17 protein-coding genes are annotated in these 20,897 nt (G+C 70.4%); 11 read left to right on the top strand and 6 right to left on the bottom strand.

The features are described 5' to 3' along the window. Positions 1-27: 27 nt before the first annotated feature. The 3 genes from ACQEV2_RS26640 (at position 28) to ACQEV2_RS26650 (ending at position 3,109) form a co-directional block, all read left to right on the top strand. Positions 28-678, top strand: coding sequence for a TetR/AcrR family transcriptional regulator C-terminal domain-containing protein (locus ACQEV2_RS26640; RefSeq protein WP_433046444.1), 651 nt, complete (start codon positions 28-30; stop codon positions 676-678). A gap of 104 nt (positions 679-782) precedes the next feature. Beyond that, positions 783-1,769, top strand: a complete 987-nt coding sequence (locus ACQEV2_RS26645; RefSeq protein ID WP_433046447.1) for a glycosyltransferase family 2 protein — start codon at positions 783-785, stop codon at positions 1,767-1,769. Continuing rightward, complete coding sequence (locus tag ACQEV2_RS26650; RefSeq protein ID WP_433046450.1) at positions 1,766-3,109, top strand: alpha-2,8-polysialyltransferase family protein; 1,344 nt, start codon at positions 1,766-1,768, stop codon at positions 3,107-3,109. The genes ACQEV2_RS26645 and ACQEV2_RS26650 overlap by 4 nt, the downstream gene beginning before the upstream one ends. Before the next feature lie 100 nt (positions 3,110-3,209). Here ACQEV2_RS26650 and ACQEV2_RS26655 read toward each other — a convergent pair whose 3' ends face one another. From ACQEV2_RS26655 to ACQEV2_RS26665, 3 genes are all read right to left on the bottom strand, one after another. Then, positions 3,210-4,361: an acyltransferase family protein gene (locus ACQEV2_RS26655; protein ID WP_433046453.1), complete on the bottom strand. Its 1,152-nt coding sequence runs from the start codon at positions 4,359-4,361 to the stop codon at positions 3,210-3,212. A gap of 189 nt (positions 4,362-4,550) precedes the next feature. Beyond that, positions 4,551-5,903 (bottom strand): polysialyltransferase family glycosyltransferase, encoded by a 1,353-nt coding sequence (locus tag ACQEV2_RS26660; protein WP_433046456.1) that lies wholly within the window; start codon positions 5,901-5,903, stop codon positions 4,551-4,553. Further along, entirely contained in the window at positions 5,903-6,883 is a 981-nt protein-coding gene (locus ACQEV2_RS26665; protein ID WP_433046459.1) for a glycosyltransferase family 2 protein, read from the bottom strand. Before ACQEV2_RS26665 ends, ACQEV2_RS26660 begins: the two co-directional genes overlap by 1 nt. A 198-nt stretch (positions 6,884-7,081) precedes the next feature. On the opposite strand from ACQEV2_RS26665, the gene ACQEV2_RS26670 reads away from it, so the two are divergent. The 5 genes from ACQEV2_RS26670 (at position 7,082) to ACQEV2_RS26690 (ending at position 13,946) form a co-directional block, all read left to right on the top strand. Continuing rightward, positions 7,082-8,404 (top strand): DUF6716 putative glycosyltransferase, encoded by a 1,323-nt coding sequence (locus ACQEV2_RS26670; RefSeq protein WP_433046462.1) that lies wholly within the window; start codon positions 7,082-7,084, stop codon positions 8,402-8,404. A 65-nt stretch (positions 8,405-8,469) separates the two neighbouring features. Continuing rightward, the gene (locus tag ACQEV2_RS26675; protein WP_433046465.1) at positions 8,470-9,729 is read left to right on the top strand and encodes a cytidylyltransferase domain-containing protein; all 1,260 of its coding nucleotides are present in this window, start codon (positions 8,470-8,472) and stop codon (positions 9,727-9,729) included. A 13-nt stretch (positions 9,730-9,742) separates the two neighbouring features. Continuing rightward, complete coding sequence (locus tag ACQEV2_RS26680; protein WP_433046468.1) at positions 9,743-10,681, top strand: N-acetylneuraminate synthase family protein; 939 nt, start codon at positions 9,743-9,745, stop codon at positions 10,679-10,681. 150 nt (positions 10,682-10,831) lie between these two features. After that, positions 10,832-11,902: a hypothetical protein gene (locus ACQEV2_RS26685; RefSeq protein WP_433054779.1), complete on the top strand. Its 1,071-nt coding sequence runs from the start codon at positions 10,832-10,834 to the stop codon at positions 11,900-11,902. Positions 11,903-12,257: 355 nt separating this feature from the next. Then, complete coding sequence (locus tag ACQEV2_RS26690) at positions 12,258-13,946, top strand: response regulator transcription factor (RefSeq protein ID WP_433046470.1); 1,689 nt, start codon at positions 12,258-12,260, stop codon at positions 13,944-13,946. Here ACQEV2_RS26690 and ACQEV2_RS26695 read toward each other — a convergent pair. The 3 genes from ACQEV2_RS26695 to ACQEV2_RS26705 all read right to left on the bottom strand — a co-directional run bounded on the left by ACQEV2_RS26695 (position 13,898) and on the right by ACQEV2_RS26705 (position 16,427). Then, positions 13,898-14,854 carry an EamA family transporter gene (locus tag ACQEV2_RS26695; protein WP_433046473.1) on the bottom strand — a complete coding sequence of 319 codons (957 nt, stop codon included), beginning with the start codon at positions 14,852-14,854 and terminating at the stop codon, positions 13,898-13,900. The genes ACQEV2_RS26690 and ACQEV2_RS26695 overlap by 49 nt on opposite strands. After that, positions 14,851-15,618 carry a methyltransferase gene (locus ACQEV2_RS26700; RefSeq protein ID WP_433046476.1) on the bottom strand — a complete coding sequence of 256 codons (768 nt, stop codon included), beginning with the start codon at positions 15,616-15,618 and terminating at the stop codon, positions 14,851-14,853. The genes ACQEV2_RS26695 and ACQEV2_RS26700 overlap by 4 nt, the downstream gene beginning before the upstream one ends. 83 nt (positions 15,619-15,701) lie before the next feature. Next, a complete protein-coding gene (locus ACQEV2_RS26705) occupies positions 15,702-16,427 on the bottom strand; it encodes a class I SAM-dependent DNA methyltransferase (RefSeq protein WP_433046478.1) in 726 nt (241 codons plus the stop codon). 313 nt (positions 16,428-16,740) lie between these two features. Here ACQEV2_RS26705 and ACQEV2_RS26710 point away from each other — a divergent pair, with 313 nt between their 5' ends. The 3 genes from ACQEV2_RS26710 to ACQEV2_RS26720 all read left to right on the top strand — a co-directional run bounded on the left by ACQEV2_RS26710 (position 16,741) and on the right by ACQEV2_RS26720 (position 20,676). Continuing rightward, the gene (locus ACQEV2_RS26710) at positions 16,741-17,961 is read left to right on the top strand and encodes a M20 family metallopeptidase (RefSeq protein ID WP_433054782.1); all 1,221 of its coding nucleotides are present in this window, start codon (positions 16,741-16,743) and stop codon (positions 17,959-17,961) included. Between the two features lie 303 nt (positions 17,962-18,264). Further along, positions 18,265-19,323, top strand: a complete 1,059-nt coding sequence (locus tag ACQEV2_RS26715) for a BMP family lipoprotein (RefSeq protein ID WP_433046481.1) — start codon at positions 18,265-18,267, stop codon at positions 19,321-19,323. Positions 19,324-19,626: 303 nt separating this feature from the next. Further along, positions 19,627-20,676: a BMP family lipoprotein gene (locus ACQEV2_RS26720; RefSeq protein WP_433046484.1), complete on the top strand. Its 1,050-nt coding sequence runs from the start codon at positions 19,627-19,629 to the stop codon at positions 20,674-20,676. Positions 20,677-20,897: the final 221 nt, after the last annotated feature.

Consider the following 20,897-nt stretch of genomic DNA (forward strand, 5'->3'; position numbering starts at 1 on the left):
GCCCTTAACGCCGTTAAGCTGTCAAGCGTGAACGCAGACCGCCGAGCGCCCCTCGACCGCAACCGCGTCGCCGACACCGCCCTCGAGCTCCTGAACGAGGTCGGACTGGACGGGCTGACGCTGCGCGCCATCGCCAAGGAGCTGGACGTCAAGGCGCCGGCCCTGTACTGGCACTTCAAGGACAAACAGGCGCTGCTCGACGAGATGGCGACCGAGATGTACCGCCGGATGGTCGCCGCGACCCCCCTCGACCCCGCGGATACCTGGCAGGAACGCCTGCTCAAGTCCAACCGCGGACTGCGCGCGGCGCTGCTCGGCTACCGCGACGGCGCGAAGGTCTTCAGCGGCTCACGCTTCACCGGCATCGAGCATGCCGAGCAGATGGAGGACAACCTGCGCCTGTTCACGGCCGTCGGCTTCACCCTCGCCCAGGCGGTCCGGGCGACCTCGACGACGTACCTCTACACCCTCGGTTTCGTCACCGAGGAACAGGGCGTCGAGCCGGTGGCGGGGGAGCGGAGGGAGGGGTACGACGTGGCGGAACGGGCCCGGCTGATGGCCGACTTCCCCTTGTCGGCCCAGGCCGGCGCGGAAATCTTCACCGACTACGACACGCACTTCGAGGAGGGGCTGGCGGTGGTGATCGCCGGCATCGGGGCGCGGTACGGGATCAGCTGACCGTTACCTTTCGTTCACCCGGTAGTTGTCGGGGAGTCGGTGTCCGGCGTCGAACGTCTCCTACGGTCGCAGGGATCCGCCCCGGAGAGAGCCCAGGTGTACGCGTGACCAACCGCCCCCCGACACTGTCCGTGATCGTCCCGTGCTACAACATCGAGTCGTACGTACCCGAGACCGTGACCAGCCTGGTCAACAACGAACGGGACGACTTCGAGTTCATCTTCGTCGAGGACCGGTCCACGAAGGACAAGACATACGAAGCGCTGCTGACGCTGACGAAGAGACTCAGGAACAGCCGGGTGATACGGCACGAGCGGAACGGCGGACTGGCCACCGCGCGCAACACCGGGATCGACGCCTCGGAAGGCCGCTACCTCACCTTCCTCGACGGTGACGACTGGCTGGCGCCCGGCTATCTCGCGGACCTGGTGGACGCCATCGAGCGGTTCGACGTCGACTTCGTACGCACCGACCACGTGCAGGTCACCGGCATCGAACGGGCCGTGCACCGGGCGCCCGAGGGCCGGCGGCACACCCCGCTGGACCCGCGCACCTCGATCCTCCCGGTCGACGACACGACCATGGTCGACTACCCGTACGCCTGGGCCGGCGTCTACCACCGTCGCCTCCTCGACAAGGGCATGCTCCGCTTCCACGACGGACTGAAGACCGCCGAGGACCGCCCCTGGATCTGGGACCTGCACCGCAGGGCCGAGTCCTATGCCGTCGCCAGCCTGCGCGGGGTCTTCTACCGCCGGGGCGTGGCCAGTTCGCTCACCCAGATCGGCGACGTCCGCCAGCTGGACTTCTTCCGCTCCTTCGACCTCGTCCTCGCCGAGCTCGCCGACGACCCCGAGGTGGACAAACTGCGCAAGAAGGCGCTGCGGAACTACTGCGTCGTCATCGCCCACCAGCTGCTCAGCCGCGGCCGGTTCGAGCGCAGCATCGCGGCCAGGCTGAAGCAGATGGCGGCCGAGGCGCTGGGCAGGATGTCGGAGGACGAACTGGAAGAGGCCCTCGTCGGGATGGGCGAGGAGCGCGTGTACATGCTGCGCCGGATACGCGGCGGCATGAAGGGAGTGGCGGCGTGATCCAGCTGTTCTTCTCGGCCACGCAGTACGCGGCCGCGACCGTCACCGCCGCCCTCCGCGCCGGCCAGTTCGGCCCCCGCGAGGGCGTCCGCCGCATCCTCGTCGTCAGCAACACCGCCGCTGTCCCCGAGGTCGGCACCCCGCTGGACCGCATGGCCGGATTCGAGAAGCTGCGTCCCGAGTTCGACGAGGTGCGCTCCTGGAACGAGTTCATCTCCCCGCACCACCCGGCCGGCTGGTCGCCGCGTGGCCAGGACACCCTGCTGTGGGAGAAGGCCGTACGCCTCGCCTGGAACCTGGGCGACGAACCCGTCGAGATCGCCTGCGAGTCCATCCAGGCCAACCCCTCCCGCGCGGTCGCGGACATCTTCGCGGACAGCCCGATCCATGTGTACGCGGACGGCCTGATGAGCTACGGCCCGACCCGCAACCGCATCCCGCACGGCATGAGCAGCCGTATCAAGCGCGTCCTCCACCTCGACCTGGTGCCGGGCCTGACGCCCATGCTCCTGTCCGAGTACGGCGTCGAGCCCGAGGCCGTCCCGAACGAGGCGATCGTCGACGTCCTCGCGCAGATCGGCGAGTCCGGCGCCGGCATCCTCGCCGAGCGCCTCCCGGCCGACAACCCGCCCACCGCCGTCCTCCTCGGCCAGTACCTCTCGGCCATCGACCTGATCACCCAGGACGAGGAGGAGCAGCTGCACATCCGCTTCCTGCGTGCCGCAGCCCGCGCCGGTCACCGGGACGTCCTCTTCAAGCCGCACCCCAGCGCGCCCGCCGTCTTCAACGAGTCCCTGGAGGCGGTCGCCGACGAACTCGGCGTCACGCTCACGGTGCTGAACGAGCCCGTCCTCGCCGAGACGGTCTTCGCGTACCTGAAGCCGAAGCTCGTCATCGGCTGCTTCTCCACCGCGCTGATGACCGCCGCCGCCTTCTACGGCATCCCGGTCGCCCGCGTCGGCACGGAGCTGCTCCTCGAACGCATCACCCCGTACGAGAACAGCAACCGCATCCCGCTGACCATCATCGACGCGGCCCTGCCCGACGCCGAGCACGCCGAGCTCGGCACCCCGCTCGAACTCGCCGGGATGGCCGAGGAGCTGGCCCCGCTGGTGCGCAGCGTCGGCTACTGCATGCAGTCCCGCAAGCACCACGCCCTGCGCGACGAGGTGACCGCCTGGCTCGCCGCCAACCTGACCGGCTACCAGCGCTACTTCAAGCGCCGCCGCCTCACCAGCCTGCGTCTGCCGGGTGGCAGCCCGGTAAGGGCGGAGGCGCTGCGCAGGCACCCGGCGGTGAGGAAGGCCGTACGGCAGCTGCGGCAGACGACGCGGAAGTAACGCCGGGTATGTCGGTGGGGGGTGGGAGGCGCGCAGCGCCCCACCAGGGGCGCGCGGAACTGCGCGACCAGCCCCCCACCGGCCCGCACTCGAACCACGGCTAATGCAGCCGAACCGCCGGCAGCGCCCGCTTCAACCTCGGCCCGAACGGCTTCTCCACGAACCGGTGCATCAGCCAGGCCAGTCCCAGCAGGCTCAGCACCGACAGCGCCAGCGTCGGGTACGACCCCAGCCCCAGCCCCCGGTGCAGCACCCGGATGAAGAACCAGCCCAGGTGCTCGTGGATCAGATAGAAGGGGTACGTCAGCGCCCCGGCCACCGTCAGCCAGCTCCAGTTGGCCCAGTTCGTCCAGCCCAGCGCCACCACCGCGACGGCGGCGAAGGCGCAGAAGACGATGGCCTGGATGACGAACGGATTGCGGTGGAAGTCGCCCTGCGCGCCCGGGTGCCACAGCGCCATGACCGAGTAGCGCTGGCCCAGGAGGAAGGACATCCCGACGATCCCCCACAGCAGCGGGTCGCTGCCGAAGCGGTGGATCAGGTACAGCGCGAGGCCGCCGATGAAGAACGGCGCGTGGTCGCGCATCACCAACTCGTCCGTCAGCGGGTTGTCGGCGACCCGGGCGAAGGCACCGGCCAGCGTCCACAGGATGCAGAAGGTGACCACGCGCTTGTAGGTGACGCCCTTCCAGATCACGAACAGCGCGAACAGCACGTAGAACTTCAGCTCCACCCAGAGCGTCCAGCACACGCCCAGGACCCGCGGCACGCCCAGCGGCTGCTGCATCATCGTGAGGTTGACCAGGAACTCGTCCGGCCGGACCGGGTGGACGACGACCGGCAGGAGCACCGCCGCGCCGGTGACCATGACGATGGCCACCCAGTACGCCGGGTAGAGGCGGGAGATCCGGGAGCGGAAGAAGTCGCCGAGGCTGCGGCCCCAGCTGCTCATGCAGATCACGAAGCCGCTGATGACGAAGAAGAACTGCACACCCAGGCTGCCGTAGGTGGACAGCTGCGACAGCGTCGGGAACATGACCCCGGGGGACTGGTGCCAGGAGGCCTCCACCTCGCCGTTCTTGCCGGTGAAGTGGTACATGCACACCATCAGCGCGGCCAGCAGCCGCAGACCGTCCAGGGCGCGCAGCCGGCTCTCTCTTCGGGGCCGGACGACAGGCCGCTCGGCGAGGACCTGGTCCAGCCGGGGTGCCGCTGGTGCCGGCGGTGCCGTGACCTGGTCAGCCGCGCTCATCCTGGGGCCCTTCTCCTGGGAGTCTCGAGGTGCGTTCAGTCGTACGTGACAGACGGTGCCATCTGATACGACGACCGAACGCTATGTCCCTCGGACGGGTGAAAGGTGAGTGACGGCTGACGCTCAGGGAGCGCAAAGGTGTCACACGGATGAACAACCACCCCTTGTTCGACCACCCCTTGTTTCTGGCTACTTCCGGCCGGCCACCTGCTTCAGCGCCCGGGCCCGGCGCGCCAGTCGGCGCACGGTCGCGTTGCGCGGGATGAAGGAGAGCTGGGCCGGTACGGCGCCGGGGAGGGCGAGCGAGGTCAGGCGCTTGCGCTTGAAGTAGCGCCAGGTGTGCGGGTTCAGATGCTTGGAGAGGTAGGCCTCCGCCGCGCCGCGCAGCCCCGGGTAGATCTTGGGCTGCATCGCGAAGCCGACCGCCTTGAGCAGCGCGGCCAGTTCCTCTACCCGCTCGCGCGGGGGCATCGACCAGGCGTTCACCGCGGCGGCGTCCGCGATGTCCGGCAGCAGCGCGTCGACGATGGTCAGCGGCACACGGTTGCTGTTCTGGTAGGGCGTGAGCCGGGCCAGCACGGAGTCGGTGCCGACCCGCGCGACCGGAAGGCCGTACAGGCCGGCGGCGGTGAACAGCGCGGTGGAGAAGCAGCCGACGACCAGGGCGGGCCGCAGCCGCTGGAAGGCCACCTCGGCGAGGACGGGGCGGTCGAGCAGGGTGAGTTCGGCGCCCAGCTTGCTAGCCTCGTCCTCCAGGAGCTTCGTCCAGCGGGCCGGCGCGACGGGGTGCGGCTTGAACACGAGCTTGCGGTGGCCCAGTCCGACGGCGCCGCGCACCATCTGCAGGTGCAGGTCCTCCTCCTCGGCGTCGGTGAGGATGCCGAGCGCGGCGAGGTACTGGCCGAGCAGCAGGGCGGGTTGTTCAGCCACTGACGGCAACTGGTCCTCGGGCTCGGCGAGTTCGCCGAGCACCTTCAGGAACGCCTCGGACGGCACCAGTTCGGCCGGGACGTCGAACTCGGTGAGCAGCAGCGGGGTGAGGCCCGGGACGAGATCGAGGTGCAGCAGGCGGCCGATACGGGTGCCGACCAGCGGGTCGATCTTGTCGCGCGTGGGGCCGTAGCTTATGAGGCCGTCGGCGTAGACGTCGACGGGAGCACCGGTGAACAGCTGGCACAGCGCGAGCGCCGGGTTGACCTGCACGGACTCGACGGCCAGCTGGATCTCGTCGTCGCCGAGGTTCCACAGCAGCCGTACGTACCGCTCCCACATGGGGATGTCGTCGGCGCGCGGCGACCAACCGCTCGGATGGAACGGGGAGATGGTCGCGTTCCAGGACCGCACCTCGTCGAAGCGCTCGGCGATCCGGGTGAAGCCCGGCATCGCGTCGACGGACGGGGTGATCTCGGGGTTGGTCGCGTTGTTGGTGACCAGCAGCAGCCGCCGGTCGGCCGGTGCGAAGAGCCCGGCGTCCAGGGCGGCGGCGAGGGTCGCGGCGCCGTACAGGGTGGAGGCGCAGAAGATCTGGGTGGTGCGAGGCATCAGGCGGCCACCGTCCGGGCTCCGACCGCCCTGCGGCGCACCCGCCGCAGACGGGCCGCTCGCTGCGCGTCCATCGAGTCCATGACCTCCGCGAGCACGTCCTGCGGCATTCTTTTCAGGGCGGCGGCGCTCAGCGAGCGCAGTTTTCGGGCCACGGCGGGTTCGAACCTCTCGATTTGTCCGAGGTGGTGAGCCATGATCGCGCAATAAGTGCGCACGGCTTTCGGCAGCAGCTTATCGGCCTCGGGGTCAGCCGCGGTTTCCTCGATTACCTGGTCGAACGCACGAATGAAATCCAGCTGCCGTACGTCACCGATCTGGGTGAGTGAGGACGCCACTCCGCGCCGGTAGTAGACACCGAGCAGCCCCACCGCGGCGAAGGATTCCGCCTCCCGGTGCAGTTTCCAGATCCACGGCCGGTCCTCGGCGGTGCGCAGCCCGTGGGTGAAGTGCAGCAGCCCGCGGTCGACCAGGCGCCGGTGGTAGATGCCCGCCCAGGCGTACGCGTAGTCCACGGACGTCGACCGGTCGGCGGGCAGGATCGCCTCGCGCGGGTTCATCACCGTCCAGCGCCGGCCGTGCGGCACCCGGTGGATGCTGCGCGCCCGCCCGGTGGACTGCACATGGTCGGTGCGCACGAAGTCGCAGCCCAACTCCTCGATGCTGGCCAGGAGTTGCGGGAAGTATCCGGGTGCCAGCCAGTCGTCGCCGTCCAGGAACGTGAGGTACTCGCCGCGCGCCTTGTCGATGCCCGTGTTCCGCGCGGTGGCCAGCCCTCCGTTCTGCTCGTGTCTGACGACGACCGCGCCCGGCAGCTCGCGCTCCGCGCGCGCGAGAATGTCCGGTGTCCCGTCGGTCGAGCAGTCGTCGACGAGGATGAACTCGAAGTCCTCACGCGTGTTCGCACGCAGGCTCTTCAGAGTGTCGGGCGCGTATTGCTGCACGTTGTAGAACGGCACGATGACGGAGAGCTTGACCACGCGAAGGACGTTAGGGGGCGGTCCGGCATCCGTCTTTACCCGCAGATTGATGTCAGGTGAACGACGCGTGGCGATGCCATGAACCAGGCCTTTTTTCAACGGCTTCGGGCCCTGATTCGCCGTTCGTCGATGTGCTGTTAACCGTTTGTTGCATTCGGGTTGGGCAGAACCTCTCAATCGCTTCCTAGCGTCTTCGACGTGCCAGTAAGTGCGACGAAGACCCGGCGAGTTGCCGTACTCGCGGATTCCGATACCCGGTGGAAATGGGGTGCGCTCACCGCGAACCGCATTGCACCGGAGAACAGCGAAAAATCGGACATCCGTCTGGACGGATATCTCCTGCGTGGCCGGGCCACCCCCACCGCCCGCCAGCTCCAGGAAGTCGGCGTCCACGCCGACTCCCTGCGTGAGGTGACGGCCGTCGAGTTCCTGCGCACCATGGCGCGGGAGTCGTACGACGTCCTGGTCCTCGCCCTCGTGGGCGGCGGTGTGCAAGCCATGCTGCACGGCCTGAAGCGGGTCTGGGAGGGGAAGTCCGAGCGGCCCGTCGTCGTCACCGGCTATGTCGGCGTCGTCTACGAGAAGCTCGCCGACGGCCTGCTGCTGCGGCACGGCGCGGACCTCGTCCTCGCCAACTCCCGCCAGGACGCCGAGCGTTTCCGCGCGGTGTACGAGGGAGTCGGCGCCGACGCCTCGTCGGTGACCGAGGTCGCGCTGCCGTTCCTCGGCGGGGAGCCCTACACCGGCGAGCACGACCCGTACACGGTCGTCTTCGCCGCCCAGCCCTCCGTGCCGGACAGCCGCAAGGACCGCACGTACCTGCTGAACCGCCTCATCCAGCACGCCCGCAAGCACCCCGAGCGTGAAGTACTGCTCAAGCTGCGCTCCAAGCCCGGCGAACACACCACGCACATCGAGGAGTTGCCGTACCAGAAGCTGGTCCAGCGGCTCGAACCGCCGGCCAACTTCCAGCTGGTCTACGGCAACATGGGCGAGGTTCTCGACCGCACCGACCTGCTGGTCACCATCAGCTCCACGGCGGCGCTGGAGTCGCTGCACCGCCGTATCCCCACCGTCGTCCTCACCGACCTCGGCGTGCGCGAGGTGCTCGGCAACCACCACTTCGTCGGCTCCGGCTGTCTCGCCTCCTGGGACCAGTTGGACGAGGGACACCGCCCGGTGCCCGACGAGGAGTGGGTGTCCCGGCAGGGAGTCTGCGCCGACGGCACCTACGCCACCGCCTTCGACGCGGCCCGCGAGCGCATCACCGAGCTGCTGGACCGCCCGGGCGGCATGCCCGCCCTCACCCCGTACTACACGCCGGCCACCGCGCCCGGCTATCTGCCCGGCATCCTCGCCCGCCACCACCTCGGCCCGGACGGCACCCCGCTGCCCGGCGCCCCCGCCCACGACAAGGAGCCCGGCCCGGTCCGCCAGATAGTGCGCCGGGCGGCACGCGGCGCCTACCGGCACGGCGTACAGCGGGTGGCGCCCGTCATCCGGCGGATGGGGGAGCTGTGAGCGACCCGACCGGGGCGCCGGGACGCGCCCCGAAGCCCTCGCAAGGAGCCCAAGGAGTGGAGCCCATGTCCAACCCGGAAGCAGGCCAAGGCGGATCGGTACGCCGAGTACTCGCCGTGATCCCCGCGCGCGGCGGCTCCAAGGGCGTGCCCGCGAAGAACCTCATGCCCGTCGGCGGCGTACCGCTGGTGGCGCGCGCCGTGCGCGAGTGCCGGGCCAGCCGCCTGGTGACCGACGTCGTCGTCTCCACCGACGACCAGGGCATCGCGGCCGCCGCCCGCCAGGCCGGCGCCGAGGTCGTGCTGCGCCCCGCCGCCATCGCCGGTGACACCGCCACCTCCGAGGCGGCCGTGCTGCACGCCATGGACGCCCACGAGGCGCTGCACGGCGCGCCGGTGGACGTGGTCCTGCTCGTGCAGTGCACCAGCCCCTTCATCGTCCGCGAGGACATCGACGCCGTCGTCAAGGCCATCGTCGCCAACGGCGCCGACACCTCCCTGACCGTCGCCCCCTTCCACGGCTTCGTGTGGCGCCACGGCGACGACGACGCGGCCGCCGCGCAGACCGAGCGCGCGACCGCCGGCGGGGGCTACGGCGTCAACCACGACAAGTCCTTCCGCCCGCGCCGCCAGGACCGCCCCCAGGACTTCCTGGAGACCGGCGCCGCCTACGCGATGGACGCCAGAGGCTTCCGCGAGCACAAGCACCGCTTCTTCGGCCGCACCGAGCTCGTGCGCACCGACCCCGCCCGGGTGCTGGAGATCGACGATCCGCACGACCTGGCCCGCGCCCGCGCGCTGGCGCCGCTGTTCGACGCGGACCGGCCCGGCGCCCTCCCGACCACGGACGACATCGACGCGGTCGTACTGGACTTCGACGGCACCCAGACCGACGACCGGGTGCTGATCGATGCCGATGGAAAGGAGTTCGTCTCCGTGCACCGCGGAGACGGCCTCGGCATCGCCGCCCTGCGCAAGAGCGGCCTGAAGATGCTGATCCTGTCCACGGAGCAGAACCCGGTCGTCGCCGCCCGCGCACGGAAGCTGCAGATTCCCGTGCTGCACGGCATCGACCGCAAGGACCTCGCGCTGAAGCAGTGGTGCGAGGAGCAGGGCATCGCGCCTGAGCGCGTGCTCTACGTCGGCAACGACGTCAACGACCTCCCGTGCTTCGCCCTCGTCGGCTGGCCCGTGGCGGTCGCGAGCGCCCACGACGTCGTGCGCGGCGCCGCACGCGCGGTCACCGCCACCCCCGGTGGCGACGGCGCGATCCGAGAGATCGCCAGCTGGATCCTCGGCCCCTCTCTCGATTCCCTCACCAAGTAAGGACATCTTTGCCATGAGCACCTACTCCCGCATCCGCAACTTCGGTTCGCGCGAGGTCGGCCCGGGTCGCCCCGTCTACATCTGCGGCGAGATCGGCATCAACCACAACGGTGAGCTGGAGAACGCCTTCAAGCTCATCGACGTGGCCGCCGAGGCCGGCTGTGACGCCGTCAAGTTCCAGAAGCGCACCCCGGAGATCTGCACGCCGCGCGACCAGTGGGACATCGAGCGCGACACCCCCTGGGGCCGGATGACCTACATCGACTACCGCCACCGCGTGGAGTTCGGTGAGGACGAGTACCGCCAGATCGACGAGTACTGCAAGGAGAAGGGGATCGACTGGTTCGCCTCCCCGTGGGACACCGAGGCCGTCGCCTTCCTGGAGAAGTTCGACGTCCCCGCCCACAAGGTCGCCTCGGCCTCCCTGACGGACGACGAGCTGCTGCGGGCCCTGCGCGCCACCAACCGTGCGGTCATCCTCTCCACCGGCATGTCGACCCCGAAGCAGATCCGCCACGCGGTGGAGGTCCTCGGCTCCGACAACATCCTGATGTGCCACGCCACCTCCACCTACCCGGCGAAGGCCGAGGAGCTCAACCTCCGCGTGATCAACACGCTGGAGAAGGAGTTCCCGAACGTCCCGATCGGCTACTCCGGCCACGAGACCGGCCTGCAGACCACTCTCGCCGCGGTCGCGCTCGGGGCGACCTTCGTCGAGCGCCACATCACCCTCGACCGCGCGATGTGGGGCTCCGACCAGGCCGCCTCCGTCGAGCCGCAGGGCCTCACGCGCCTCGTCCGCGACATCCGCACCATCGAGGCCTCCCTCGGTGACGGTGTCAAGAAGGTCTACGACTCCGAGCTCGGCCCGATGAAGAAGCTGCGCCGCGTCGCCGGCGTGGTCGCCGAGGCGGAGATCGCCGCGGCGGCGGGCGAGCCGGTCCAGGTCTGATCCGGAACGCAGCGAGTCCGACAGCGCCGACTCCGAGTGCTCCGAACAGGGGCGCTCGGACTCGGCGCCTTCGGGCTCCGCTCCACCCGAGCCACACGAGCTGAATACGAGCGCCGCATGAGCGCCTTACGACGGGACGGTCGTACGTCGATGAGCCCCCGCGCCGGGAACACCGGCCCCCACACTCTCGCCTTCGTCGAGAGCCCGGTACAGCTCCTGAACGTGCTGGAGTGGGCGCACGCCCACGCGCATACCGTCGGCGCGGGACTCACCCTCGTCGTCCTGTCCCCGATCGACCCCATGACCCGCGGCCAGCTGCGCCGGATGGCCGAGCTGGCGCGCGAGGACGGCCACGAGGTCCGCTGGGAGGAGGCGCGGGGCGGCGCGGCGGCTCCCTTCCAGACGATCGGCGGCCTGGCGGGGCTGCTGCGGCGGGCCGAGCGTGTGGTGCTCGGCGACCCCTTCTCCCGCTACGTCCAGCTGCTCCTGACCATCACCAAGGCCCGCGACCTCGTCGTCGTCGACGACGGCACGGCGACCATGGAGTTCGTCGCCCAACTCGCCCGCGGCGAGCGCCTGGTGCGCTGGCACCGCAAGGGTGGCCGACCCGGCCCCCGCGACCTGGTCTTCGCGCCGGTGTCGTCGGCGGCCCGGAAGCGTCTGACGCCGAGCGAGCGCCGGAAGGTCGAGATCTTCTCGTCCATGCCCATGGACGAGACGCCGGACGGCGTGACGGTCACGGCCAACACCTTCGCCTGGACCCGGGCCCGCTTCGGCCCGCCCCGCATCACCAAGGGCGCGGACATGGTGGGCACCTCGCTGGTGGAGACCGGCGTGGTGGACGGCGACCGCTACCTGGAGGCCGTCAGCTCCCTGGCCAAGACGCACGGCGCCACCCGCTATTTCGCCCACCGCCGCGAGAGCGCGGAGAAACTCCACCGGCTGGCGGTGGAGACGGGTCTGGAGGTCGTACGCCCCGACCTCCCGCTGGAACTGATCGCCCGCCGCGGACCGATCGGCCGCACGGTCCTGAGCTTCCCGTCGACGGTCGTGCATACGTTGCCGCTGGCCCTGATCGGCACGGAGGTCCGCGTCGCGGTCTGCGACATCGACCCCGCCTGGCTGACGGAGAACGCCTCACCGCGGGCGCAGGGGTTCCTGTCGGGGGTCACGGGGACGGCGCGGGATGTGCATCGGCTGTCGGCGGTGAGCGCGGTCTAGCGGACGACGACGCTCACGCTCCTGTGCCGCGCTGTGGCCTCCGAGGGACGTGCGGGGCGCGTCTGCCCGGCCGCGGGTTCGCGCAGCACGCGGTGCGTGGTCCAAGGCCTCCCTCGGACAGGTGCACCACGACGGTCCGCACACGCCGAGAGCATCCGCGACACGGCCCCGCCCGGCTGACGGGGAACGCCTCGCCGCGGGCGCAGGGCTTCCTGCCGGGGCGGCGGGAATGCACCCGCTGTCGCCGGTGAGCGCGGTGTGATCCGGCCGGCGGGCGTCAACTGCCGTGCTCTGCCCGGAGGTAACCGATTGTTACCCTCTGACCTGCGAGGTTGGCCGAGGTGAGAGGCGGGTCGTGGCGGCTGCCGGACAGGACGACGACACCGACGCTGCGTCGAGCAGGGCAGAGACGCTCCGTCGCCAGGCCGAGCGGGCCTTCCTCCGCGGCCGGGCCGACGAGGCCCACCAGATCGCCGTCCGGGCACTGACCGAGGCCGGGCGGACCTCGGACTCCCGCGCGCTGCTCCTGGAACACCTCGGCCGCTACCTCGACGCGGGAAGCACCAGCTGGGAGCACGACTACTTCGAGCAGTCCCTCGCCGAGCTGGGACCGGACGCGCCGCCGCACGAGCGGATCCGGGTGCTGTGCTCCTCCGGGCTCGCCGGGCTGCGGCGGGGCCGTACCGACGACGGCGTACGGCTGCTGCACGAGGCCGCGGAGCTGGCCTCCGAGGCCGACGACGCCGAGCTGGAGACCGTCGTCTGCACGGTCGTGGCCGAGGCCGCCCTCACTCTGGGCCACCTCGACGAGTCCCTGCACCGCACCCGGCGCGCCCGTCGGCTGGGCATCGAGTCCCGGCAGCACCACCTGGTCGTGCGCTCCTACTTCAACGAGGCCCGCGCCACCTACCTGCGCACCGGGAACGTCGCCGACGCCGCCCGCATCCGCGGCGCCGGCCTGGCCTACGCCACCGAGCACGGCGAACTGGCCACTGAGGAGGGCAACACGCTGCGCCTGGCCCTGATCGAGGACCTGATCGAGGCCGGCCGCTGGCCCGAGGCGGACGCCCTGCTGAGCGAACCGGCACCGCACGAGCGGCACGGCTCCCTCAACGAGGTCGAGGAGGAACTCGTCCGGGCCTGGCTGCTCAGCTGGCGCAGCCGGGACGCGGACCCGGCACCTTCGCTGGTCCGGCTGGTGGCGACCAGCAGCCCGCTGCACGAGGCGTACTTCCTCAGCCTGGCGCTCGCCGCGGCGGCCCGGCTCGGCGACCACGCGGCCGTCGAGGAGCTCACCGGCCGCGCGCTCCTCCTGGCCGGCGGCCACCTCGCACCACCCAGCAGCGGCCTGTACGTCATCGACGCGCTCGCCTCCGCGATCCACGCCCAGACGACCGGCCCCCGGCCGCCCATGCTGCACCCCGACACCGCGCCCGACCGGCTGCTGGAGACCCTGGAGAGCGTCTACACCCGGGTACGCCACCATGTGGCCGCGCCCTACGAACTGACGGACGGGGTGGTGGCCGTGGCACGCGCGGAAGCGGCACGTGCCGGGGCCCGCGCGCAGGACGAGGCGGAGCACTGGGACACCGCCATCTGGGTCTTCCGGCGCACCCATGCCCGGGCCCGCCTGGTCCACGCCCTGCTGGGACGGGCGGCCGGGTACGCACCGGGTGACGATCGCGCGACCGCGCTGCTCGACGAGGCGGAGCGCATCGCCGTACCCATGGGCGCGGAGCCGTACCTCGAACGGATCACCCGGCTGCGCGCGTCCCCACCCCCGGACCCCTCCCCGGAAGCCCACCGGCCCACCCCGGCACCGCCGACCGACCTGACACCACGCCAGCGCGAGGTGATCGCCCGCCTCGCCGAGGGACGCACGGACCGGGAGATCGCCGAGGAACTGCGCCTGAGCGTCCGCACGGTCAACGCGCATGTCGCCCAGCTCCTGACCAGACTCGGCGTGCGCAACCGTGCGGAGGCCGTGGCCTGGTACTACCGCTCCGAGGACGGACGTGGCGAGGAGCGGGGCATATCGGGCTGACTCACGGCCGGCCCGGTCGCCGTCGGCGTATCGCTCCTCGTCCCGCTGCGGCAGGCCGCCGTACCCGCCACGCACACCAGCACCACACCGGCCAACTGGCCGGCGTCCGGGCTCTGGGCGAGGAGGAGGAAGCCGATGCCGGTGGCGACCGCCGGTTCCAGGCTCATCAGCGTGCCGAACGCACTCGCCGTCAGGCGGCGCAGTGCGAACAGCTCCAGCACATGCGGGGCGATCGGCAGCAGCACCGCGGCCAGCGCGGAGACGGCCAGCACATGCGGGCTCCACCAGTCCGCCTCCGCCCCGCCGACCGCCACCGCTCCGGTGCACAGGGCCGCCACAACCGTGGACAGCGCGACGCCCTGCTGGCCGGGCAGCCGGTCGCCCACCCGCTGGGTCAGCACGATGTAGCCGCCCAGCCCCGCCGCGGCACCCAGCGCGTACCCGATCCCCGCCCAGTCCGCGGACGCCTCCCAGGGCCGGGTCAGCAGCAGCACCCCGGCCAGCGCCAGCAGCGGCCACACCAGGTCGGTGCGTCGCCGCGACCCCACGACGGCGACCAGCAGCGGTCCGGTGAACTCCACCGCGCTGACCGTGCCCAGCGGCAGCCGGTCGATCGCCTCGAAGGAACACAGGGTCATCACCGCGCTGGCGCAGCCGAGCGCCGCTGCCGCCACGAGGCCCCGGCGGGGCAGACGGCGGATCCGCGGCCGGGTCCATACGAGCAGCAGTACCGCCGCGCAGCTCAGCCGCAGCCAGGCCGTCCCGGCCGGCGACATCCGGTCGAAGAGCGGGACGGCGAGCGAGGCGCCGGTCTGCACGCTGACCATCGCGCAGACGGTGGCGGCCATGGCGGGTGCGGCCGTGCGGGCGGGCGAGGCGGCGGGCGCGGTGGGCGCGGCGGCGGTCATGCCGGGACGGACGCGTACGCGGCGGTCGCGCGGACGAGGAACGCGGTCTCCGCGTAGAAGAACTCCCCGTCCCGCGCGGCCCGTTCCACCGACGCCGTCCACTCGTCGATCTCGGCGACCGACAGCGGCCCCGTGCGGTTGACCGCGCGTTGCCGCAGGGCCGTGGCGATCTGCTCCACCCGGTGCCGGGCGAACCCGGTCAGCTCCGTCCCCACCGTCACATGCGTGTCGACGTGCTCCACGTCCAGCAAGCTCTTGCGCACCAGGGCCGCCGCCTTGCGCCCCATCCAGGCGTCGCTGAACTCCATCCACTCCTCGGGGAATTCGGCCCACCCGTGGCACACGGCACGCGTCAGCTCCGGGTCGCCCGCGCGGATCACCAGGGCGTCGTAGTCCGTGTGCGAGATCACCGCCGTACCGCCCGGCCGCAGCAGCCGGGCCACCTCGTCGATCAGCGCCGCCGGGTCGCGCAGGAACTCCAGGACGTCATGGCAGACGACCGCGTCCATGCTGCCGGCGTCGTACCGGGTCGGCTTGTTGAGGTCGTGCACCTCGATCTCGGCGTGCCCGCCCAGCAGCGTCCGCGCCGCCGCCACGGCCTCCCGATCGACGTCGCACCCGTGAAGTAACGCCCCCGGCGCCCGCTCCGCCACGGCCTGCAGCGTCCCGCCGGTCCCGCACCCGAGGTCCAGCACACGCTGTCCGTCGGCCACGTCCAGGCTCGTGGCCAGCGCACGGTGTATCGAGTGACCAGGCATGGGCATACGAAGTTCCTCCACGACTCGGCATGAGCAGCACCGGGTTCGTTTCTACGGGTGCTGGGGGAGGAGCGCTTCGGTAGTTCTACCTAGGTGTGATCACTTGGCCGAAAACAGCCTCGGGGCTTCTCGGCGAGCAGGAAGGCGCGGGGGCGCTTCTCCTCGCCGTCGGGTTCCCGCACGATCCGGGCGGACAGCCTGAGGCCCGCCTCCGTCAGGTGGGCGATGACGGTGTCCGGCGTGCGCCAGTAGTAGTCGAGCGTGATCTCCTGGCCGAAGCGCTCGCTCAGGTGCAGGTGGTCCTCGGTGTCGCCGGTCTGGAAACCCAGCAGGAGCGGGGCTCCGGGCACCAGTACACGGTGGAACTCGGCGAAGGTCGCCGGCAGGTGATCGTCCGGGACGTGGATGATCGAGTACAGCGCGACGATCCCGCCCAGCGTCGCGTCCGGCAGGTCCAGCGACGTCATCGAGCCCACATGGAACCGGAGTTCGGGATGTGCCCGGCGCGCCAGAGCCACCATCCGCGGCGAGAGGTCGACGCCGAAGACCGGAACGCCGAGCGCGTCCAGCCGGGCCGTGATGTAGCCAGGACCGCTGCCGAGGTCGGCGACGGGGGCCGGGGCGTGCTCGCCGGCCAGCTCGGCGAAGACGGTGACCAGGGAGCGGTCCAGGGGAGCGCTGTCGGCCGGCCAGTCGGAGAAGGCCTCCGTGTAGGCGGGGGCGATGGCGTCGTACGACGCTCTGGTGGCCTCCAGGAAGTCGGCGTGCTCGGGGATCGAGGGGCTCGGGGAGGTGTGGGGGTTCTCGGCGGTCACGGGGCGCACCCTAGTGCGGCGGGCGGACAGGCGTCCGGCGGTTCACCGTGGGTGTGCGATCCCGACAGGTGAACACAACCGACGGTTCTGTCCGCGGCGTGGTATCCGTGGAGGTGTGGATGGCTGGCATCGTCACTCTCCGTCCCCGTCGATTCCATGATCGACTCGGCCGAAAGTCGCGCGAGTTTACCCACCCAAACCGATACCTATGCGTCGGGCGGCCAGATTTTCTTCCCCAAACGGGTTGAACTTTTGTTGATCGAGGGTCAGTTGGCCACCTCGGCGTCCTACCCTTCAGAGGGTGAACAAGTTGATGTCCCCAGAGTCCGAGGCCGATAAACCAGGGGAAGCCGTCCTTCCCGGCACCCTGCCGGAGGCGCTCCGTGCCGAACTCGTCGAGTTCCGGCGCGACTTGCACATGCACCCGGAGCTCGGCAACCAGGAGTTCCGTACGACCGCCGCGATCAAGGCCCGCCTGGAGAAGGCTGGCCTCCACCCCCGCGTGCTCGCCAGCGGAACCGGGCTCATCTGTGACATCGGGGAGCCGGACGGCGAGCGGCCCGTGCTCGCCCTGCGCGCGGACATCGACGCCCTGCCCATCCCGGACACGAAGAGTGAGTGCCCGTACCGCTCGACCGTGCCCGACCGGGCGCATGCGTGCGGGCACGACGTGCACACGACCGTGGTGCTGGGCGCCGGGCTGGTCCTGGCCGAGCTGCTCCGGCGCGGGCAGCTGCCCCGCCCCGTCCGGCTGATCTTCCAGCCCGCCGAGGAGGTGCTCCCCGGCGGCGCCGCAGACGTCATCGAATGCGGGGTGCTCGACGGGGTGGGCCGGATCCTCGCCCTGCACTGCGATCCCAAGGTGGACGCGGGCAGGATCGGGCTGCGGGAGGGCGCGATCACCTCGGCCTGCGACCGGCTCGAAATCGCCCTCGACGGGCCCGGCGGCCACACCGCCCGCCCCCACCTCACCACCGACCTGGTCACCGCCGCCGCCCGGGTCGTCACCGACGTCCCCGCACTCGTCGCCCGGCGTACCGACGCCCGCAGCGGCCTCGCGGTGACCTGGGGCCGGATCGAGTCCGGCCACGCGCCGAACGTCATCCCGCAGCACGCCGAGCTCGAAGGCACCGTCCGCTGCCTCGACCTCGACGCCTGGCGGCAGGCGCCCGACCTCGTGGTCGCCGCCATCGACGAGATCGCCAACCTCCACCGCGCCAAGTCGGAGATCAACTACATCCGCGGCGTCCCGCCCGTCGTCAACGACCCCGAAGCGACCGACCTCCTCCGCGACGCCATGACCGCCCGCCGCGGCCCCGACTCCGTAGAGGGCACCGAGCAGAGCCTCGGCGGCGAGGACTTCTCCTGGTACCTGGAGCACGTCCCCGGCGCCATGGCCCGCCTCGGCGTCCGCACCCCCGGCGACCGCATCGGCCGCGACCTGCACCAGGGCGACTTCGACGTCGACGAGTCGGCCATCGCGGTGGGCGTGGAGCTCTTCACCGCGGCGGCTCTCCTGGACGGCGCCGCCTGACGGCTGCCTCGGCTCCACTCCGGTTGCGGCCGCAGTGGAGCCGAGGCAGCCTGGGCGCATGGCGATGGGACGTGAGCGCATGTCATCACGCTGAAGCACCCCAGGTATACGGAGCGTGTCGCACGGAAGAGGTGCAACGCCCTCATGTGCGCCTTTCGATCCGGTGGTTCACAAGGACTTAACCGGCCATCGGCACGAATGGATAACAGCCGCGCGGAACCCCGTTCCCAGGAGTGTCTACGCGCGTTAATGTGCGCCGAACTCAGCACCCACTGCGGGGCTTGGAGAATGGGGAACTTCACGATGCGTCGGATATCCAAACTGACCCGTGTCGCGGTGGGGGTCGCGTCGCTCGCGCTCGCTGCCACCGCGTGCGGTGGTACCAGCAGTGACAACGGCGGCGGCAGCGGCGACGGTGGCGACAAGAACCTGGGTCTCGCCATCGCGTACGACATCGGCGGCAAGGGCGACCAGTCCTTCAACGACGCCGCGTACGCCGGTCTGCAGAAGGCCCAGAAGGAGTTCGGCTACAAGACCGCCGACATCGAGCCCACCGAGGGCGAGACGGACGCCGACAAGGAGCAGCGCCTGGCGTCGCTCGCCAAGCAGGGCTACAACCCGGTCATCGGCGTCGGCTTCGCCTACGGTCCCGCCATGGAGGCCGCGGCCAAGAAGTACCCGAAGACCACCTTCGGCATCGTCGACTCCGTGGTCGAGGGCGAGAACGTCGCCTCCCTGGTCTTCGCCGAGGAGCAGGCCTCGTACCTGGCCGGCGTCGCCGCGGCCAAGGCCACCAAGACGAACACGGTCGGCTTCGTGGGCGGTGTGGACATCCCGCTGATCCACAAGTTCGAGGCCGGCTACAAGCAGGGCGTCCAGGACACCAGCGGTGGCAAGGTCAAGGTCATCTCGCAGTACCTGACCCAGACCGCCGAGGAGGGCGGCTTCTCCAGCCCCGACAAGGGCAAGGCCGCCGCCGAGGGCCAGATCGAGAAGAAGGCCGACGTCGTCTACCAGGCGGCCGGCCTGTCCGGGCAGGGCGTCATCGAGGCCGCCGCGAAGGCCAAGGTCTGGGCGATCGGCGTCGACTCCGACCAGTACAAGCAGGCCGCCCTGGCCTCGTACAAGCAGTACATCCTGACGTCCGCCCTCAAGGACGTCGGCGGCGCCGTCTACGCGCTGGCCAAGTCCGTTCACGACGACAAGCCGCTGACTGGCACCCAGACCTTCGACCTGAAGGTCAACGGCGTCGGCCTGGCCGAGTCCAACCCGGAGTTCGCGAAGATCGCGGGCCTCAAGGACGCCGTGGACAAGGCCAAGGCGGGCATCATCGACGGCTCCATCAAGGTCAAGACCGAGTAGCAGCGGCCGTACGGCTGTGAGTCGTACGACTGTGTAGCGGGCGGGCATCCGAGGGTGCCCGCCCGCTTCGCCGTTCCCGGATGCTCCGGGCGGCGCCGGATCACCCACCGCCACCCTCCGTTTGCTGTCGGCAAGCCCTTGGTCAAGGCCCAACGTGGAGTTGGCCACGGGCCGATAACAAGGTGAACAGAAGGGGTGTTCCGGCCGGTCTACGCGCGTTACTCTGCAGCGAAAGCCAGCGCCGTAGCTGCAAGCTGTACCGAGCTGTACCGTCCGGCGCTAGTACGACAGGAGCTACAACTCATGCGCCGGATTTCCCGGATCACGGTCGCAGGCGCAGCGACCGCCTCTCTGGCCCTCGCGCTCTCCGCCTGCGGCGGTACCTCGACGTCCGCGTCGTCGTCGGACTCGAAGGGCGACAAGGGTCTCGCCATCGCGTACGACGTCGGCGGCAAGGGCGATCAGTCCTTCAACGACGCGGCGTACGCGGGCCTGGAGCAGGCGAAGAAGGAGTTCGGCTACAAGACCGCCGACGTCGAGCCCACCGAGGGTGAGACCGACGCGGACAAGGAGCAGCGCCTGGTCTCGCTGGCCAAGCAGGGCTACAACCCGGTCATCGGCGTCGGCTACGCGTACGCCGCCGCCGTGAAGGGCGCCGCGGAGAAGTTCCCGGACACCACCTTCGGCATCGTGGACGACTCCACGGTCGAGGCGAAGAACGTGGCCGACCTGGTCTTCTCCGAGGAGGAGGCCTCGTACCTGGCCGGTGTCGCCGCCGCCAAGAGCACCAAGACGAACACCGTCGGCTTCGTGGGCGGCGTGGACATCCCGCTGATCCACAAGTTCCAGGCCGGTTTCGAGCAGGGCGTCCAGGACACCAACCCCAAGGTCAAGGTCCTGAGCCAGTACCTCACGCAGACCGCGGAGGAGGGCGGCTTCTCCAGCCCCGACAAGGGCAAGTCGGCCGCCGAGGGCCAGATCGAGAAGAAGGCCGACGTCGTCTACGCGGCCGCCGGTCTCTCCGGCCAGGGCGTCATCGAGGCCGCCGCCGCCAACAAGGTGTGGGCCATCGGTGTCGACTCCGACCAGTACAACCAGGAAGCCCTCGCCAAGTACAAGGACTCGATCCTGACCTCGGCGATGAAGGACGTCGCCAAGGCGGTCTACAACCTGGCGAAGTCGGTCGAGGACGGCAAGCCCGCGACCGGTATCGTTCGTGGCGATCTGAAGACCGGCCAGGTGAGCCTGTCGAACTCCAACCCGAAGTTCGCGGACGACGCCGAGGTCCAGGAAGCCATCAAGACGGCCAAGGAGAAGATCGTCAGCGGCGAGATCAAGGTCAAGACGAGCTGAGCACAACAGGGGGTGTCCCATGGCCGCCGGCAGGATCCGTGCGACACGCCCTCACACCCTGAGCAGCGGTAACCCCGGGGTTACGTCCGCTCAACGGGGTACGGGGAGGCTTTCCCAGCGGGAGTCCTTCCCCGTACCCCGTTGTCGCGGTGCGTCGGCCCCCTTTCAGGCCATAGGGGCGCTACGCGCGTAGACGACCCCCGTCCCCAGGAGAGTGCGCC

Origin of the sequence: Streptomyces sp. CA-251387, from assembly GCF_050936625.1 — a bacterium.
In the GTDB taxonomy this organism is placed as follows: Bacteria; Actinomycetota; Actinomycetes; order Streptomycetales; family Streptomycetaceae; genus Streptomyces.

Bases quoted from the DNA above. Each gene is read 5' to 3' on its own strand.
- ACQEV2_RS26655 (WP_433046453.1), bottom strand. From the start codon at position 4,361: ATGAGCGCGGCTGACCAGGTCACGGCACCGCCGGCACCAGCGGCACCC.
- ACQEV2_RS26660 (WP_433046456.1), bottom strand. From the start codon at position 5,903: ATGCCTCGCACCACCCAGATCTTCTGCGCCTCCACCCTGTACGGCGCC.
- ACQEV2_RS26675 (WP_433046465.1), top strand. From the start codon at position 8,470: ATGTCCAACCCGGAAGCAGGCCAAGGCGGATCGGTACGCCGAGTACTC.
- ACQEV2_RS26680 (WP_433046468.1), top strand. From the start codon at position 9,743: ATGAGCACCTACTCCCGCATCCGCAACTTCGGTTCGCGCGAGGTCGGC.
- ACQEV2_RS26685 (WP_433054779.1), top strand. From the start codon at position 10,832: ATGAGCCCCCGCGCCGGGAACACCGGCCCCCACACTCTCGCCTTCGTC.
- ACQEV2_RS26695 (WP_433046473.1), bottom strand. From the start codon at position 14,854: ATGACCGCCGCCGCGCCCACCGCGCCCGCCGCCTCGCCCGCCCGCACG.
- ACQEV2_RS26700 (WP_433046476.1), bottom strand. From the start codon at position 15,618: ATGCCCATGCCTGGTCACTCGATACACCGTGCGCTGGCCACGAGCCTG.
- ACQEV2_RS26710 (WP_433054782.1), top strand. From the start codon at position 16,741: ATGTCCCCAGAGTCCGAGGCCGATAAACCAGGGGAAGCCGTCCTTCCC.
- ACQEV2_RS26715 (WP_433046481.1), top strand. From the start codon at position 18,265: ATGCGTCGGATATCCAAACTGACCCGTGTCGCGGTGGGGGTCGCGTCG.
- ACQEV2_RS26720 (WP_433046484.1), top strand. From the start codon at position 19,627: ATGCGCCGGATTTCCCGGATCACGGTCGCAGGCGCAGCGACCGCCTCT.